Source organism: Bradyrhizobium sp. AZCC 1578, assembly GCF_036924675.1.
Taxonomy (GTDB): domain Bacteria; phylum Pseudomonadota; class Alphaproteobacteria; order Rhizobiales; family Xanthobacteraceae; genus Bradyrhizobium.
Genome location: NZ_JAZHRZ010000001.1, coordinates 6,561,938 through 6,577,091 on the forward strand (window position 1 = coordinate 6,561,938; position 15,154 = coordinate 6,577,091).

General features: G+C 62.6%; 14 protein-coding genes and 1 pseudogene. 7 read left to right on the top strand and 8 right to left on the bottom strand.

Annotated elements, in window-relative coordinates:
- Positions 1–271: 271 nt before the first annotated feature.
- A complete protein-coding gene (locus tag V1290_RS31220; RefSeq protein ID WP_334367918.1) occupies positions 272–787 on the top strand; it encodes a YcgN family cysteine cluster protein in 516 nt (171 codons plus the stop codon).
- Positions 788–948: 161 nt separating this feature from the next.
- Positions 949–2,523: an MDR family MFS transporter gene (locus tag V1290_RS31225; RefSeq protein WP_334367919.1), complete on the top strand. Its 1,575-nt coding sequence runs from the start codon at positions 949–951 to the stop codon at positions 2,521–2,523.
- 5 nt (positions 2,524–2,528) lie between these two features.
- Here V1290_RS31225 and V1290_RS31230 read toward each other — a convergent pair whose 3' ends face one another.
- From V1290_RS31230 to V1290_RS31250, 6 genes and pseudogenes are all read right to left on the bottom strand, one after another.
- On the bottom strand, positions 2,529–3,776 hold the full coding sequence (locus tag V1290_RS31230; protein WP_334367920.1) for an adenylate/guanylate cyclase domain-containing protein: 1,248 nt from the start codon (positions 3,774–3,776) through the stop codon (positions 2,529–2,531).
- Positions 3,773–4,162, bottom strand: coding sequence for a response regulator (locus V1290_RS31235; RefSeq protein ID WP_334367921.1), 390 nt, complete (start codon positions 4,160–4,162; stop codon positions 3,773–3,775). Before V1290_RS31235 ends, V1290_RS31230 begins: the two co-directional genes overlap by 4 nt.
- A gap of 2 nt (positions 4,163–4,164) precedes the next feature.
- Positions 4,165–7,170, bottom strand: a complete 3,006-nt coding sequence (locus V1290_RS31240; protein WP_442893817.1) for a GAF domain-containing protein — start codon at positions 7,168–7,170, stop codon at positions 4,165–4,167.
- A pseudogene (locus tag V1290_RS36650) lies at positions 7,168–7,821 on the bottom strand (GAF domain-containing protein); the annotation flags it as partial. The pseudogene V1290_RS36650 and the gene V1290_RS31240, both read right to left, overlap by 3 nt.
- Before the next feature lie 135 nt (positions 7,822–7,956).
- Positions 7,957–8,670 (bottom strand): type 1 glutamine amidotransferase, encoded by a 714-nt coding sequence (locus V1290_RS31245; protein ID WP_334367923.1) that lies wholly within the window; start codon positions 8,668–8,670, stop codon positions 7,957–7,959.
- A 28-nt stretch (positions 8,671–8,698) separates the two neighbouring features.
- Positions 8,699–10,333 (bottom strand): thiamine pyrophosphate-requiring protein, encoded by a 1,635-nt coding sequence (locus V1290_RS31250; protein WP_334367924.1) that lies wholly within the window; start codon positions 10,331–10,333, stop codon positions 8,699–8,701.
- 285 nt (positions 10,334–10,618) lie between these two features.
- Here V1290_RS31250 and V1290_RS31255 point away from each other — a divergent pair, with 285 nt between their 5' ends.
- Both V1290_RS31255 and V1290_RS31260 read left to right on the top strand, forming a co-directional pair.
- Positions 10,619–10,783 (top strand): Flp family type IVb pilin, encoded by a 165-nt coding sequence (locus V1290_RS31255; protein WP_334367925.1) that lies wholly within the window; start codon positions 10,619–10,621, stop codon positions 10,781–10,783.
- A gap of 21 nt (positions 10,784–10,804) precedes the next feature.
- Complete coding sequence (locus V1290_RS31260) at positions 10,805–11,008, top strand: hypothetical protein (protein ID WP_334367926.1); 204 nt, start codon at positions 10,805–10,807, stop codon at positions 11,006–11,008.
- Positions 11,009–11,015: 7 nt separating this feature from the next.
- Here V1290_RS31260 and V1290_RS31265 read toward each other — a convergent pair whose 3' ends face one another.
- Together V1290_RS31265 and ku are read right to left on the bottom strand one after the other, a co-directional pair.
- Complete coding sequence (locus V1290_RS31265) at positions 11,016–11,252, bottom strand: hypothetical protein (RefSeq protein WP_334367927.1); 237 nt, start codon at positions 11,250–11,252, stop codon at positions 11,016–11,018.
- 40 nt (positions 11,253–11,292) lie between these two features.
- Entirely contained in the window at positions 11,293–12,258 is a 966-nt protein-coding gene (ku, locus tag V1290_RS31270) for a non-homologous end joining protein Ku (RefSeq protein WP_334367928.1), read from the bottom strand.
- Positions 12,259–12,517: 259 nt separating this feature from the next.
- Between ku and V1290_RS31275 the strand changes: the two genes are divergently transcribed.
- From V1290_RS31275 to V1290_RS31285, 3 genes are all read left to right on the top strand, one after another.
- A complete protein-coding gene (locus V1290_RS31275; protein ID WP_176722012.1) occupies positions 12,518–12,670 on the top strand; it encodes a hypothetical protein in 153 nt (50 codons plus the stop codon).
- Positions 12,671–12,951: 281 nt separating this feature from the next.
- The gene (locus tag V1290_RS31280; RefSeq protein WP_028348898.1) at positions 12,952–13,623 is read left to right on the top strand and encodes a response regulator transcription factor; all 672 of its coding nucleotides are present in this window, start codon (positions 12,952–12,954) and stop codon (positions 13,621–13,623) included.
- Positions 13,624–13,721: 98 nt separating this feature from the next.
- Complete coding sequence (locus V1290_RS31285; protein ID WP_334367929.1) at positions 13,722–15,095, top strand: ATP-binding protein; 1,374 nt, start codon at positions 13,722–13,724, stop codon at positions 15,093–15,095.
- Positions 15,096–15,154 lie beyond the last annotated feature (59 nt).

Sequence of the window (15,154 nt, forward strand, 5' to 3'; positions counted from 1 at the left end):
GCCCTTGATCTGTTCTAGTCGCGCCCGGCGGGGCCGGTCGAGACGTCTTGCTTGGATGTTGCGACAAACCCAAGGCGCTTTTACGACCTCGGGGACTCGCCATTGTTCTATCCGAGCGGGGGCTATAAACCAATGCTCTCGCTCACCATTTTGACGGTCAGCCCTAACGCTGCCGTTGGCTTTTGGCTCCGTAGTGAGACCCGCTTGCGCCCCCGTCGCCGGACCTCCTAGAAGGGCCGCAGCCGACCGACCCGAGAAAACGATTGATTGCATGACCGCGCCGCGCAAATCGCCTTCCAGCCAGGAGGGTTTCTTCTGGAAAACCAAGACGTTGGAGGAGATGTCCAGCGCCGAATGGGAAAGCCTGTGCGATGGTTGCGCGCGGTGCTGCCTGGAAAAGCTCGAAGACGAGGATACCGGCAAAATCTACTTTACCCATGTTTCCTGCAAACTGCTCGATTCCGGCCTGTGCACCTGCAAGGATTACCAGAACCGTTCCGACAAGGTTCCGGATTGTGTCCGCCTGACGCCCGAGAACGTCCGCACCCTGAGCTGGCTTCCGCCGAGCTGCGGCTACAAGCTGGTTGCCGAGGGACGCGATCTCTATTGGTGGCATCCGCTGATCTCGGGCGATCCCAATACCGTGCATGAAGCCGGCGTTTCGGTGCGCGGACGGGTCCAGGGCACCGAGGACGAGATCCCCGACGAAGACCTCGAGGACCACATCGTGCAATGGCCGGCCTTGTTGCCGAAGCGGGCGCGGCTCAAGAAGCGGCCCAAAGCCTGAATCTCCCGTCCTGATCGATCACGGAAACGCGACGATATTCTCGCGGGATGCACCCATGCGCACGAGGCGCTGCCCCGAGAGGAATTTGCCCTCTAAGGTGCTGGCTATATGGCGAATCCATCTCGGCGGCTTTGGTCGCGCAGAACAATATTACGTCCGACATGAACCAGCACCAGCGGCAGGGCCGTGAACCTGCCGACCAGACGACATTGCCCGACGATATCGGCGACGAGCTCTCGCGCATCACGACAGAGGTCATTGAGGTCAGCGATGCGCCGCCGATTGCGCCGCCCGCGCCGCTGACCCCGGACGAGGTCCGCACCATCCTGATGAGCCTGCTGCTGACGATGTTCCTGGCGGCGCTCGACCAGACCATCGTGGCGACGGCGCTGCCGACCATCGGCCGCCAGTTCAACGACGTCAGCAATCTGTCCTGGGTCATCACCGCCTATCTCCTGGCCTCGACCGCGGTTGCACCCGTATTCGGCACGCTGAGCGACATCTACGGCCGCCGCGTCATGATCACGGTTTCGCTTGCCCTGTTCACGGTCGGCTCGATTCTTTGCGCGGTGGCGCCCAACATGCCGGTACTGATCGTTGCGCGCGGCCTGCAGGGGCTTGGCGGCGGCGGCATCATGCCGGTCGTGCAGACCGTGATCTCCGACGTCGTGAGCCCACGCGAGCGCGGCAAGTATCAGGCCTATTTCAGCGGCGTCTGGATGGCGGCTGGGCTGATGGGCCCTGTGCTCGGCGGCGTGTTCGCCGAGCATCTGCACTGGTCGATGATCTTCTGGATCAACGTGCCGCTTGCGGTCGGCGCGATGTTTCTGCTGCTGCCGAAGATGGGCAAGATTCCGGTGTTCCACCGACGCCGCAAGGTCGACTGGCTCGGCGGCGTGCTGCTGATGGCGTCTGCCGTCGTGGTCATGCTGGTGCTCACCTGGGGCGGCAACCGCTATGCCTGGCTGTCGCCTTCGATCATGGCGATGATCGGCGCCTCGGTGGCGCTGGCGCTCGCCTTTGTCTGGCACGCGCGCAATGCCGAGGAGCCGTTTCTGCCGCTGCCGCTCCTCGGCGGGACAGTGGTGCCCTACGCCATGGTGGCGGGCGCTTGCGCGCTGGGCGCCATCACCGGGCTGACCGTGCATCTGCCACTGTATTACGAGGTCGTCTATCATCTGACCGCGAGCGAAGCGGGGCTTGCGCTGATTCCACTCGCCGCGATCTCCACCTGTGGTGCGGCGATCGCCGGACGGACCATGGCGCGCGCCAAGCACTACAAGCGCGTGGCTCTCGTGGGTACGTCGGCGGCGGCGATCTTCGGTATGGTGCTGACCGTGGCGACGCTGCCGCTGTGGGCCTTGCTGATCGTGCTGTCGCTGTTCGCGCTTGGGCTCGGCACGACATTCCCGGTCAGCGTGGTCTCGCTGCAGAACGCGGTGGCGCGCCCGCAGATCGGCACCGTCACGGGCGCGATGAACTTCTTCCGCGCGCTGATGTCGTCGTTCACGGTCGCCGCCTTCAGCGCGATCCTGTTGATGGCGCTGGGCGCCGGTATCTCGCTCGGCGAACACCGGGGACCGGCGAATGCGATACCAATAGCCGACATGATCACGGCGTTCCGCTACGTGTTCGGAGCCGCCGCCGCGCTCTTGGCCTGCGCCGCGGTGTGTATCATCGCGATGGAAGAACGGCCGCTGGCCGGTCCGTCGACGCCTTCGGAGATGGCGGAGTAGGGCGCCTATTCGATTGGCATGCGAGCGCCCTTCGCGCCGTTTAGCAATCGCTTGAGGTGAAAGTTGGCCAGGGGATCCTCGGCGTGCGAACCGACAAGTGCGGCAAAGGCCGGCATTGCACTGCCATCGCCGGCCTCGAGCTTGGCGAAAGCTTCGCCATACAGTGAAGTCGCTGGCGCCCCAAAACTTGCTGCCGATAACGGCTCGTAGGCGCGCAATGGTTCGCTGCGCCCACGCAGCACGAGATCCCCGATCGGCCGGCCCCTGAAGTTCTCCACCGCGTTTGCAATTGTCGCGCTGACGCAGATTCGCGTGCCGAGAAACTTGTTGGCGGCTTCGAGTCGCGCCGCCGTGTTGATGGTGTCGCCGTAAGCGGTGTAGTCAAAGAAGCGGCTGCCCCCGAAATTGCCCACCAGCGCAGGACCCGCATGAACGCCGATGCGGGTGGCACCGAAATTCACGCCCTTCGCCTTCCACCGTTCGCGAAACGCCTCCGCCCATACGTCAAGCTCTTGCGCGCAGGCGACTGCGCGCGTCGCATAGTCGGGCTGGTCGCTGGGTGCGTTGAACAGAACCTCGATCGCATCGCCGATCACCTTTGCCACGGTCCCCTCATGGGCAAAGGTGACATCGGTCATTCCGGTCACATATTCGTTGAGCAGCTGCCCGAGGAGTTCGGGCGCGGCAGCCTCAATGAGTGAGGTGAAGCCGGTTATGTCGGTGAAGATGACCGCAACGTCGCGCCAGGTCACCTCCGTGCTGTCGCCCACACTGGCCGCAAGCCGCTTGGCGAGCTCGGGCGAGAAATAGCGGGAGAGCGAAGCATGGGCTCGCTCGGCTTCCGTCTGACGGCGACGTGCCTCGCGCAGCATTTCGATGTGCCGCAGGGTCTTATCGATCGTCGCTTCGAGATCGGCAAAATCGATCGGCTTGGTCAGGAAGTCGAACGCACCGCGATTCATCGCGGTGCGGATGTTGCTCATGTCGCCGTAAGCCGACACGATAATGGTCGATTTCTTGTCCTCGGATTCTTGCAGCTTGGCGAGCAGCGACAGGCCGTCCATTCGTGGCATGTTGATGTCGGCGACCACCAAGTCGACGTGCGGATGCTCTTCTAGCGACTGCAACGCCTCGAGCCCGTCACGCGCAAACATGAAGCTGACCAAACCCTCGCGAACCTGCCGTCGGAATTTCTGAAGGACCAGCGCCTCCAGATCCGGCTCATCATCAACCACGAGGATTGTTGCGGTCATGCGGCTTGCTCGAGTCTGGCATCGATCTTCTGACGCAGCGTCACGAAATCGATCGGTTTGTTCAGAAGGTCAGTTGCGCCGTTCTCGAGCGCCTTGCGCCTGGTGTCGGCATCGCCATAGGCCGTGATCATGATGACCGGCACCTCGGGCCGCATCTCCTTGACCTTCGGCAGCATTTCCAGCCCCGTCATGCCGGGCATGTTGATGTCGGACAGGATGAGGATCAGCGAATGCTCGATGGTTGAGCCGACGCGCGCCAAAGCGTCCGGCGCGGACCGGGCGAAGTCCATGACGAATCGCTGTGCACGCAGGTCGCGGCGGAATTGCTGGCGGAACAACGCTTCCACGTCGGGCTCGTCATCCACAACTAGAACCAGAACACTCACGGCTATCCTCTGGACTTTTCTGCAAAATTGCTTGTTCGCGGCAACACGATACGGAATTCAGTGAAATGGCCTTGTTCAGTATCCACCTCAATGGTGCCGCCATGTTGCTTCACGATGATATCGTGGCTCATCGATAGTCCCAAACCGGTCCCTTCGCCGGCCGGCTTGGTGGTGAAGAAGGGGTTGAACATCTTCTCCTTTACCTCGGGCGGAATGCCGGTGCCGTTGTCGCGGATGCGGATTTCGACGGCATCGCCGAGGTCCTTGGTGCCGGCCCGCAGCGTCGGCTCGAAGCCGGGTTCACCGCTTTCCTTTCGGCGCTTGGTCACGGCATAGAACCCGTTCGAGACGAGATTGAGGAGCACGCGGGTGATCTCCTGCGGGAACAGGTCGATCTGACCGGCGGCCGGATCGAAATCGCGCTCGAGTGTGACGTTGAAACCCGGCTGCTCGGCGCGGGCGCCGTGATAGGCGAGGTTGAGGCTCTCGTCGACCAGCGCGTTGATGTCGGACGGCCGATGCTCGCCGCCGCCTTCGCGCGAATGCAAGAGCATGTTCTTGACGATGGAATCGGCGCGCTTGCCGTGCTGCACGACCTTTTCCAGGTTGTCTTTCAACAGCCCCGTCAACTCATGGACTTCCGCACGGACCTCTTCGGCAAGCTCAGTGGGCTTGAGGACGTCGTTCAGCTCTTCGGTCAACTCCGCTGATAGGGCTGCGAAATTGTTGACGAAGTTCAGCGGGTTCTTGATCTCGTGGGCGATGCCCGCGGTGAGCTGCCCGAGCGAGGCGAGCTTTTCAGTCTGCACGAGGCGGTCCTGCGCGGTGCGGAGGTCCTCGAGGGATTTTGACAGCTCGCGCGTCCGCGCCTGCACCTCCTCGAACAGCTGCACATTGCCGATGGCGATCACCGCCTCATCGGCAAAGGTCCGGAGCAGGGCGATTTGCTTGTCGCTGAATGGCTCCACCTCTTGGCGGCGAAGCGTGAGGGCTCCCAGGCTCTCGCCCTCGCGCAGCAGGGGGACGCTCAGGACGGTACGGACGCCGTCGCCGCCGGTGTGATGCGACAGCTCCCGGCTGCCGGCGAAGTCGTTCGCTTGTTCCGAGAAAACGTCGGTCACGTGGACTGTGGTCTGGTCCAGGAAAGCCCGGCCGGCTGCCCAGTCGCGGCCGATCGGCCATTTCTCGACATTGATCTCGATGGGGCCATGATGCGCCCTGAAGCGCAGATCGTCGCCGTCCCGGAGCTGCACGACCGCATCGCTAGCCGCACACAGATCACAGGCGCTTTCGACGATAGACTGCAGTACCGGATCGAGGTCGGTCGGCGAGGAGGCGATCACCTGCAGAATGTTGGCGCTGCCGGTCTGGTAGGTGAGGGCTTCGGAGAGATCACGCGTCTTGGCCTGCACCTCATCGAACAGGCGGACATTCTCGATGGCGATGACGGCCTGGTCGGCGAAGGTCTGCACCAGCTCGATTTGCCTGTCGGTGAAGGGTTGCACGGCGGTCCGGCAGAGGAAGATCACGCCGATTGGCTGCCCCTCGCGGAGGAGGGGAACGCCCAGCAGTGTGCGATAGCCGGCAACTCTCTGCTGCTCGGAATAGGTGTACTCTGGATCGGCTAGTACGTCCGGAATCTGAACCGCCTTGGCCGCAACGAGAACACGTCCGACGACGCTGCCGCGGCCAGGATACAACCGCACGGAAACATTCAACCGTTCCCATTCCGGAGAGAAGTTATATCGCGTTGCATGATAATAGCCGCCATCGGGGTGCTGCCGTGTCATCGCCGCCATGTCGGCGTCGCAAAGCCGCGCGGCGGATTCGGTCAACGTATTGAGCACGGTCTCCAGATCGAACGCCGAGCGGCTGATCACCTTGAGCACGTCGGCGGTCGCCGTCTGCTGCTGCAGCGCCTCGCTCAAATCCTCGGTGCGCGCCTTCGCCTCGTTGAACAGTCCGACATTCTTGATCGCGATCACAGCCTGATCAGCGAACATCTGCAGCAAGCGGGTATGTTGTTCGCCGAACGGGCCGGGCGCGACGCGGGTGACGGTGATGATGCCGATCGCCGCGCCGTCATTCATCAGCGGCGCGAACAGCATGCTGCGATAGCCGCGCGCCCGCGCAATGTCGCGCGCCGCCGGCTCGCGTTCGGTATCAGGCAATTCCGCGGGCGCGCCTTCACGCGTCAGGTGGTAGGGCGGAAACTTGTCGAGGGGAGCCGGGAATGAGGCTTGCAGGACGGCATCGCCGACCGCGTCGGTCGGCGTATAGGCAGCCAGATGGATCTTGCCATCGATGTAGCGGAACACCGCGGCCGAAAAACCGCCGATCAGGCGGTTGGCGCTGTCTGCAATGGCATCGAATACCGGCTGAACGTCAGAAGGCGAGGACGCAATGACCTTGAGGATTTCGGCCGTGGCGGTCTGCCGCTCCAGCGCTTCCTTTGTCTCGTTGAACAGCCGCGCATTCTCGATTGCGATCACCGCCTGGTCGGCGAAGGTCTGAAGCAGCTGAACATGGTGCGGCGCGAAGGCGCCGGGCTCTTTGCGCGTCACGCTGATCATGCCGACCGCCGTGCCGCGGTTCATGAGCGGCGTGAACAGCACACTGCGGAAGCCGCGCAGCCGGGCCAAGTCCCGGTTCGCTTCCGGCACCTCTTCGGCTTCGGTGTCGGCGAACTGGATAGTTTCCCCGTTGCGGACCAGCGCAAAGATCGGGAGTTCCGCGAGCTTGCGCGGGAAGGAGGCCTTCAGCGCTTCATTCGCCTCGGGACTGGTCGGTGTGTAGGCGACCAGATGAAGCTCATCGCCGATGAAATGCAGTACCGTGGTCGAGAACCCGCCCAGCAAATGCTTGGCGCTTTCTGCGATGGCTTCGAACACCGGCTGCACGTCCGACGGCGAGGAGGCGATCACCCTGAGGATGTCTGCGGTGGCCGTCTGCCGTTCCAGCGCCTCGCGCGTCTCGTTGAACAGCCGCGCATTCTGGATCGCGATCACGGCTTGATCGGCGAAGGTCTGGACAATCGCGAGCTGCCCTTCCGAAAAACGGAATCCGGCCTGCGGATGGGTAAAGATGATCGTACCGATGCCTTGCTCTTGATCGATCAACGGCACGAAAGTAATGGATCGAAAACGGCCGGCGATTGCGGCCTTGCGCGTAAACTCCGGTGTGTCGGGAGCGGTAACGTCGGGGATCTCAATGATACGACGTTCGAGAATCGCGCGAGCCGAAGGAGAGCGGTCCGGATCGAACGGAATAGGATATACCGAGCGGGCGCGATCGACATCAAAGCCGGTGATTGAAGCTGCTGTCGCACTCCAGTGCAGCTCGCCGTCTTCGAACGTTGTGATTGTCGCGCTGCAGGGTTCGAACAGCTTTGCCGCGCTGTTGACGATCGCCTCGAACACTGGCTGAACATCGGCAGCCGATCCAGCGATGACCTTCAGGATGCCGGCCGTGGCGCCTTGGCGGTCCCGCGCGAGGTTCAGTTCCCGACGCAGATTTGCGTTCTCGATCTCAAGCTCGATCTGGCGTGCCTTCGCCTCGTCGCGCTCGGCGCGGGCGGATTCGAGGCGCGACTCCATCTCGGTGATGGCTGATTCCAGCTCATCGATCGCGACCGACTTGTTCTCGGGAAGCGTCGCCATTCCAACTATCCATGCCCGGAGCGCGGGGCATGACCGATTGGCCCCTCGCGCCGCGGTTCCAACCGGATTATTTCATCCCGGAAGCCTTAGAGCCAGCGCTCATAGAGGTCTTAAGACGGCCTTTCGGTGCTCACGTCACCTTGATCGGGCGAGGAAACGTGTGATTGCGCCCCCAAGTCTTGCGCCTTCCAAGGGCTCAGCGAGCGAGGCTTTTGCGGCTGCGACAAGGCCGTCGGGCGCATGGCCCTTGCTCCCGGCTATCTCGCAGCAGGCCAGCGCGTAGCCGACAGAGAATTCCGGATGCGGCTGCACCGAGAGCGTGGTGCCGCCGGGATAGAGCAGTCCGGCATATTCGGTGAATGCCGATGACAGGATGGTTTTGGCGCCCGGGGGCGGCGTGACGACCTGATCCTGATGCGAGGCGGCCAGCGCTATGCGCGGGCCTTCGACGACGCCGTTGCCGGGCGCCACGTCGTAAACGTGCCGCCCGATGCCCCAGCCTTTCTCGGACTTGCGCACGGTGCCGCCCAACGCCTGTGCGATCAATTGATGGCCGAAGCAGACGCCGACCATCGGCACCTTGTTCTCGTGGGCTGCGCGCACGAAGTTCTCGAGCGGGGCGATCCACTCGAACCCGTCATAAACGCCGGCCGCGGAGCCGGTGATGAGGATCGCCTCCAGACTTTCGATGTCCGGCAGCGGATCGCCAGCGGGAATGCGGACGGTATTGAAGGTGAAGTCGGCGTCGGCGGCGCCGATCATCTGCTCGAACATCTGCGGATACGATCCGTAGAGTTCGCGGTTTTTGGGACTGACCAGCCCGGTTTCGATGATGGTGACGCGCGACATCGGCGATTGATGGTCTCTCTGCGTACCCTCAGATTCCCGGCCTTGACACCTCGGTCTCCTTGCTGGTGATGAATTCCAACAGCACCGGGACGCCTTCCTGTGTCTTCTGGATACCGCGCCTGATGGCGGGGATGATGTCTTCCGGTTTCGTCACCCGCTCGCCATAGCCGCCGAACGCGCGCGCCATCGCGGCGTAGTCGCCGGAAATGTCGGTGGAGCGGTATTTCTCGGTCGAGATCGGCATCACCTTCAACTCGATCGCCATGGAAAAATTGTTCAAGAGGATCGACATGATCGGGATGCGTTCGCGCACCGCCGTTTCGAAATCCATGCCGGTGAAGCCGATCGCGGCATCGCCCCAGACGTTGATGCAGAGCTTGTCGGGTTTTGCCAGCTTGGCGCCCATCGCAAGGCCAAGGCCGTAGCCGAGCTGCGTGGTCTTGCCCCAGCCGATATAGGACAGAGGCTCGACCGATTTCCAGAACGGCGAGAGCTGGTCGCGCGGGCTGCCGGCGTCGTGAGTGATGATGGTGTTGTTGATGTCGACGGTGTGCTGCAGGTCCCACAACACCCGATAGGGGTTCAGCGGCGCTTCGTTATGCGTCAGCTTCGGCATCCATTTCGCCAGCCATTCCTTGTGAGAGGCGGCGATCTCGGCGGCGACCGCGGTTGCGTCGCGATCGGACGTAACAGTCTTGCCGATCTCTTCCAGCAAGGCATCGAGCACCAGGGCAGCATCGCCGACCAGGCCGATTTTGGCCTCGACATCCTTGTTAAGATGGTTCGGATCGAGCGTGGAATGAATGATGGTCTTGCCCTTCGGCATGGCGATGCCGAACGAGGTTTCGGTGAACGAGCAGCCGATTCCTAAGATCACGTCGGCGTCGCCCAAGAATTTCGGCACCGCGCGTGGCACGGCGAGGCCGCCCGAGCCCAGCGATAGCGGATGCGTCTCCGGAAACGACGACTTGCCGCCAAGGCTGGTCGTGACGGGAATGGCGAGGCGCTCCGCCAGCCGTCTGAGCTGCGGCCAGGCCTTTGCGTAATGCACGCCCTGACCGGCATAGATCACCGGACGCTTCGCTGCGACGAGCAGGGCGGCCGCTTCCTTTACATGCAGGGGATCCGCGCCGTAACGGGTGCGCAGCACCGGTGTATAGTTGAGAGGCTCCGGCACTTCCTCGTTCCACATGTCGGCCGGGATTTCGACAATGACCGGTCCGCCGCGGCCATTCTTCAATTTGGTGAACGCTCTCCGGAAGATGTTGCAGACTTCCGCCGCGATGTTGATCGGCTCGGACGACTTCGAGAACGCCTTCATCGCCTGGCTGGAATTGAAGTTCGGATCGATATTGGCGAGACTTCGCGCGTAGCCCATCGGCAGCACCAGCACGGGGACGGATTCGCCGTAGCATTGCGCCACGCCGCCCATCGCGTTCTCGGCGCCGGGCCCGTGCTGCATGCAGAACGCGCCGATCGAACGGCCCGAGGTGACGCGCGAGATAGCATCCGCCATGTGAACGCCGATGCGCTCCTGCCGCACCATCACCGGGCGGATGTCGGCATTGGCGGCATATTCGATGAGATGATTGACCGGATAGCCGCAGAGGATTTCGATTCCCTCGCGCTTCATGATTTCCGCGATGGCGGCGCCGAGTTTCATGACGGTCTCTCCCCCTGGATGCAGGCCGGTTTGGGTCCGGCCAATTTGCGACAGTAGGAACAGGATTTCCACGCGAGGTAAAGCGAAGCTGCACGTGCGCGCGGAAGTGCTGATATGCGTTTCGTAGCCTTTGGCCGCGATCGACCGTCAACAGGGGCGCGGTTCCTCGTCAGCCTTAATCAATCGTTCATTCTGTTCTTCAAGGCCTCTTCAACCGTTCCGCCCTAGAGTTTAATCAGTATGGCGCGGGAGAAATTTCGGGGGGGCGTCGACAGGAGCTTGTCTATGCGTCGATTACTGGCACGATTTGTAGACGATGAATGCGGCGCTACCGCCATCGAATATTGCCTCATTGCGGTCGGCCTCAGCATCGTGATCGTCGCCGCCGTCGACGGCATCGCCATCGTGCTCCGCGAGATATTCACCGACGTCAGCACCGGGCTCAAGTAGCGGCAAGGCCGCACAGACATCATGCTGGAACTGCTGTTTGGGCCGCTGTTGGTGTCCTGGGGGCCATCAATCCTGGCCTATGTCCAGCAACATCCGTGGCGCGTGTTCTCCGCGATATTGGTCGCAGCCTGGTTGCTCGATTGGATGGTCAACGACCGGTCGTCTGGTGGTTGCGATGGCGGGTTGGACTTTGGCAGTGGGGACGGGGACGGCGGCGGGGATTGAACCGGCGCTATTTGTCTTTTGGGTCTGCATTGAGAGCCCGCAGCATCGCGATCCGCGCGAACATCATCCAGCCGCCGCCGGTCTCGGCCGCGTTGATCAGATTTTCCACCGCGACCTGCCAATGCGCCTCGTGCTGCACTTTCTCCGGCAAGGTCATGACATAGTCGGCGGCCTGCTGCAGTGTCGCGAGCTTACGGCCGCTGCGAAGCGGTATCGGATCATCGAACGGCGTCGACCACGGCATCGCGCGCTAGATGGTGCTATCTATCGCGCTCCTTGCCCGATCATCCGGCCTTCTTGGTGCGGGCGGCGGTACGCACCGGCTTTTCCGCCTTCTTCGGTGCTTCCTTCGCCGTCTCCTTGGCGGCGCGCTTTCCGCTACCGCTGATCGGCAACAGCATCTCGCGCTGGCCGGCGGCGGCCTTCTTCGGCTTCTTGCCCTTGGCCTTGGCGGCGGCAGGGGCGGCCTCTTTCTCGCTGGCGATGCTGCGCTTCAGCGCGTCCATCAGGTTGATGACGTTGCCGCTGGTCTTCGGCGCCGCCTTGGCCTTCGTGCTCAGGCCGTTGCGCTTCTGGTTGATCAGATCGATCAGCGCCTGCTCGTAGCGGTCCTCGAACTGCTCGGGCTCGAATGAGGCGGATTTCTGCTCGACGATATGCTTTGCCAGATCAAGCATATCCTTGGTGATCTTTACGTCCTGGATATCGTCGAAATATTCCTTCTCGTTGCGCACTTCATAGGGATAGCGCAGCAGCGTTCCCATCAGCCCATTCTCGAGCGGCTCCAGCGCGATAATGTGCTCGCGGTTGGTCAGTACCACGCGGCCGATCGCGACCTTGTCCATGCTGCGGATGGTTTCACGGATAACCGCAAACGCATCGTGGCCGACCTTGCCGTCCGGCACGAGATAATAGGGGCGGATCAGATAGCGGCCGTCGATATCGGATTTCGGAACGAATTCGTCGATCTCGATGGTGCGGGTCGATTCCAGCGCGATGTCGTCTAGCTCATCCTTCGACACTTCAATGTAGGTGTCGGTATCGATCTTGTAGCCCTTCATGATGTCTTCGCTGGCGACTTCCTCGCCGGTCTCGGCGTCGACCTTGGCGTATTTGATGCGGTGGCCGGTCTTGCGGTTGATCTGGTTGAACGAGACCTTCTCGGTGTCCGACGTCGCCGGATAGAGGGCGACAGGACAGGTCACGAGCGACAGGCGCAGAAAACCCTTCCAATTGGCGCGGGGGGCCATGGGCTACTCCGAAAATACGCAACAGACGAACGGGAAGGATACCACCGGATCACCCCGTCTCAAACATGCCGGGCTGCGGAATCTCGGAACGGCGTTAACCCTCGAGGGGCCCGTTCTGAGCCGGACCTGCGACCTTTTTAACACGGCGACCGCGCGACACGGCCCAAATACCCGGAACATCACTTTTGATCATGCGTTGCTTTCACAGCCGGTGTCGGAGCATCGCTGACATTACAGGCACTTACTCGAAGAGGTCCCCATGGCAACGAAACGACATGGCCAGATCGTCGAAACCCCGACCGAGGCGCGCCAAGCTGAACCCGGTCCGTCCGTGCTTGCACTCCTGACGGTATCGACCGGGCTCGCAATTCTGATCCTTGGCATCGTCTGGTTCATATTCTTCCGCACATAAGGGACTGACCGAGGCTGCGCGACCTGGGTGTTTATCCGCGCGGCTGGGCCGTGGGTCCCGCTTTTCGGGAGCCATTGCCGCAAGCAACCTGCCGGCCCCCTTGGGGCCTCCGATCGGGCATGTTAGGCGTTGGGCCTGCGGTTTGCGGGCGTACCCCGGGCCCGCGGAAAGCGTCATGACGAAAAAGTCGCACTGCCCGGTGTACGTCGTTCATGGCCCGTTCACCCCGCTGAGCCTCATCATGAGAACTGATATTGTAGGGCTCACTATTGGAGGCCAGCTTGCGCCTGCTTGTTGTTGAGGACGATCCGGATCTCAACCGTCAGCTTACGACGGCTTTGACTGATGCCGGTTATGTGGTTGATCGCGCGTTCGACGGCGAGGAGGGGCACTATCTGGGCGACAGCGAGCCCTATGACGCCGTCGTGCTCGACATCGGGTTGCCGAAGATGGATGGCATCTCGGTCCTGGAGGCGTGGCGCCGCAACGGCCGCGCCATGCCAGTCCTGATCCTCACCGCGCGCGATCGCTGGAGCGACAAGGTGCAGGGTTTTGATGCTGGCGCCGACGACTATGTCGCAAAGCCGTTTCACCTTGAAGAAGTGCTGGCGCGCATTCGCGCGCTGCTGCGCCGCTCCACCGGCCATGCCCAGTCGGAACTGACCTGCGGCCCGGTCTCGCTGGATACCCGCACCGGGCGGGTCAGCGTCTCGGGCAATCCGGTCAAGATGACCTCGCACGAATACCGGCTGCTGGCCTATCTGATGCATCACACCGGGCGCGTGGTGTCGCGCACCGAACTGGTCGAGCATCTCTACGACCAGGACTTCGACCGCGACTCCAACACCATCGAGGTGTTCGTCGGCCGCATCCGCAAGAAGCTCGACGTCGACATCATCCAGACCGTGCGTGGGCTCGGCTATCTCTTGACGCCGCCGTCGCCGGGCGCCTGATGAGCCTTGCTCTTTTATTCGAGCGTGATCTTATCCGAAGGCCGGTCTCCATCCGCAGGATTGGAGGCTGGGGATACGCTTTTCGGGATCTTGTTCTGATGCGCGGAAGTTCGCTCGCCACGCGGTTGTTCCTGTCGGCGACCGCGTGGGTGGTCGTGATCCTGGTCATCACCGGCGTGATCCTGTCGTCGGTCTACCGGAACGCGACCGAGCGCGCCTTCGATCGCCGCCTCAACCTCTACCTCCGCACCCTGATCGCCGAAGTCGCAACGCCGGACGAGCCGCCTGAGCAACAGTTCCAGTCGCTCGGCGAACCGCTGTTCGAACTGCCCTTGTCCGGCTGGTACTGGCAGATCGTCCGGACCGACGAGAAGGCCGAAATAAAGGCCTCGCGTTCGCTGTGGGACAAGAAGCTGCCGAAGCTCGAGGATATCGGCGCGGAACTGACCCCGGCCGGGATCCGTCTCGGCTACGTCGACGGTCCGGAGGGCCAGGATCTGAGGGTGGTCGAACGGCCGGTCGACCTCGGCGCCGACGGCAAGTTTCTGGTCAGCGTGGCTGGCGACGCATCCGAGATTTTCGACGAAATCCGCGCCTTCGATTATTACCTCGGCGGCACTTTTGCAGCGCTCGGCATCGTGCTGCTCCTGACCACGATCTTCCAGGTCCGCTTCGGGTTGGCCCCGCTCAAGCGCATTTCGGAATCGATCGCCGACATCCGCTCCGGACGCGCCGAACGGCTTGAGGGCCAATTTCCGGTCGAGATCGCGCCGCTGGCGCGCGAGACCAACGCCCTGATCGACGCCAACCGCGAGATCGTCGAGCGCGCCCGCACCCATGTCGGCAACCTTGCCCATGCCATCAAGACGCCGCTGTCCGTGATCGTCAACGAGGCCTCCGCCCACACAGTGGATCCCTTTGCGAACAAGGTTTTGGAGCAGGCTTTTGTGATGCGGGATCAGGTCGCGCATCACCTCGAGCGCGCACGCATCGCCGCGCGCGTCACCATCGTCGGCACTGTCACCGAGGTCGCGCCCGCCATCGAGGCGCTGCGGCGGACCATGGAAAAGATCCACCGGGATCGTGGTGTCACGATCGCGGTCAAGGCGGACCCGCAGGCAAAGTTCCGCGGCGAGCGCCAGGATCTTGAGGAGATGGCCGGCAATCTGGTCGACAATGCCTGCAAATGGGCGGCCTCGCAGGTATTCATCGAGGTGCGCGCGGAATTACCGGTCGTATCAGGCACCGGGCCACGGCTGCGGATCATCGTCGATGACGATGGCCGCGGATTGTCCGCTGCCGAGCGCGCACAGGTGTCCCGGCGCGGCCAGCGCCTGGACGAATCCAAGCCGGGCTCCGGGCTCGGGCTTTCGATCGTGATCGATCTCGCCAGCCTCTATGGCGGTAGCCTCGTCCTGGGCGACGCCCCGATCGGCGGGCTGCGGGCAGAACTGGTGTTGCCGGGGATATGAACGTCCTATCGGGCTGAATTGCCTGGGATTGAAGGGGCGCTATCCGGCACGGCCCAGGG

Coding starts and splice junctions, on each gene's coding strand:
- V1290_RS31220 (WP_334367918.1), top strand. CDS start 272: ATGACCGCGCCGCGCAAATCGCCTTCCAGCCAGGAGGGTTTCTTCTGG.
- V1290_RS31225 (WP_334367919.1), top strand. CDS start 949: ATGAACCAGCACCAGCGGCAGGGCCGTGAACCTGCCGACCAGACGACA.
- V1290_RS31230 (WP_334367920.1), bottom strand. CDS start 3,776: ATGACCGCAACAATCCTCGTGGTTGATGATGAGCCGGATCTGGAGGCG.
- V1290_RS31245 (WP_334367923.1), bottom strand. CDS start 8,670: ATGTCGCGCGTCACCATCATCGAAACCGGGCTGGTCAGTCCCAAAAAC.
- V1290_RS31250 (WP_334367924.1), bottom strand. CDS start 10,333: ATGAAACTCGGCGCCGCCATCGCGGAAATCATGAAGCGCGAGGGAATC.
- V1290_RS31255 (WP_334367925.1), top strand. CDS start 10,619: ATGCGTCGATTACTGGCACGATTTGTAGACGATGAATGCGGCGCTACC.
- V1290_RS31260 (WP_334367926.1), top strand. CDS start 10,805: ATGCTGGAACTGCTGTTTGGGCCGCTGTTGGTGTCCTGGGGGCCATCA.
- V1290_RS31265 (WP_334367927.1), bottom strand. CDS start 11,252: ATGCCGTGGTCGACGCCGTTCGATGATCCGATACCGCTTCGCAGCGGC.
- ku (WP_334367928.1), bottom strand. CDS start 12,258: ATGGCCCCCCGCGCCAATTGGAAGGGTTTTCTGCGCCTGTCGCTCGTG.
- V1290_RS31275 (WP_176722012.1), top strand. CDS start 12,518: ATGGCAACGAAACGACATGGCCAGATCGTCGAAACCCCGACCGAGGCG.
- V1290_RS31285 (WP_334367929.1), top strand. CDS start 13,722: ATGCGCGGAAGTTCGCTCGCCACGCGGTTGTTCCTGTCGGCGACCGCG.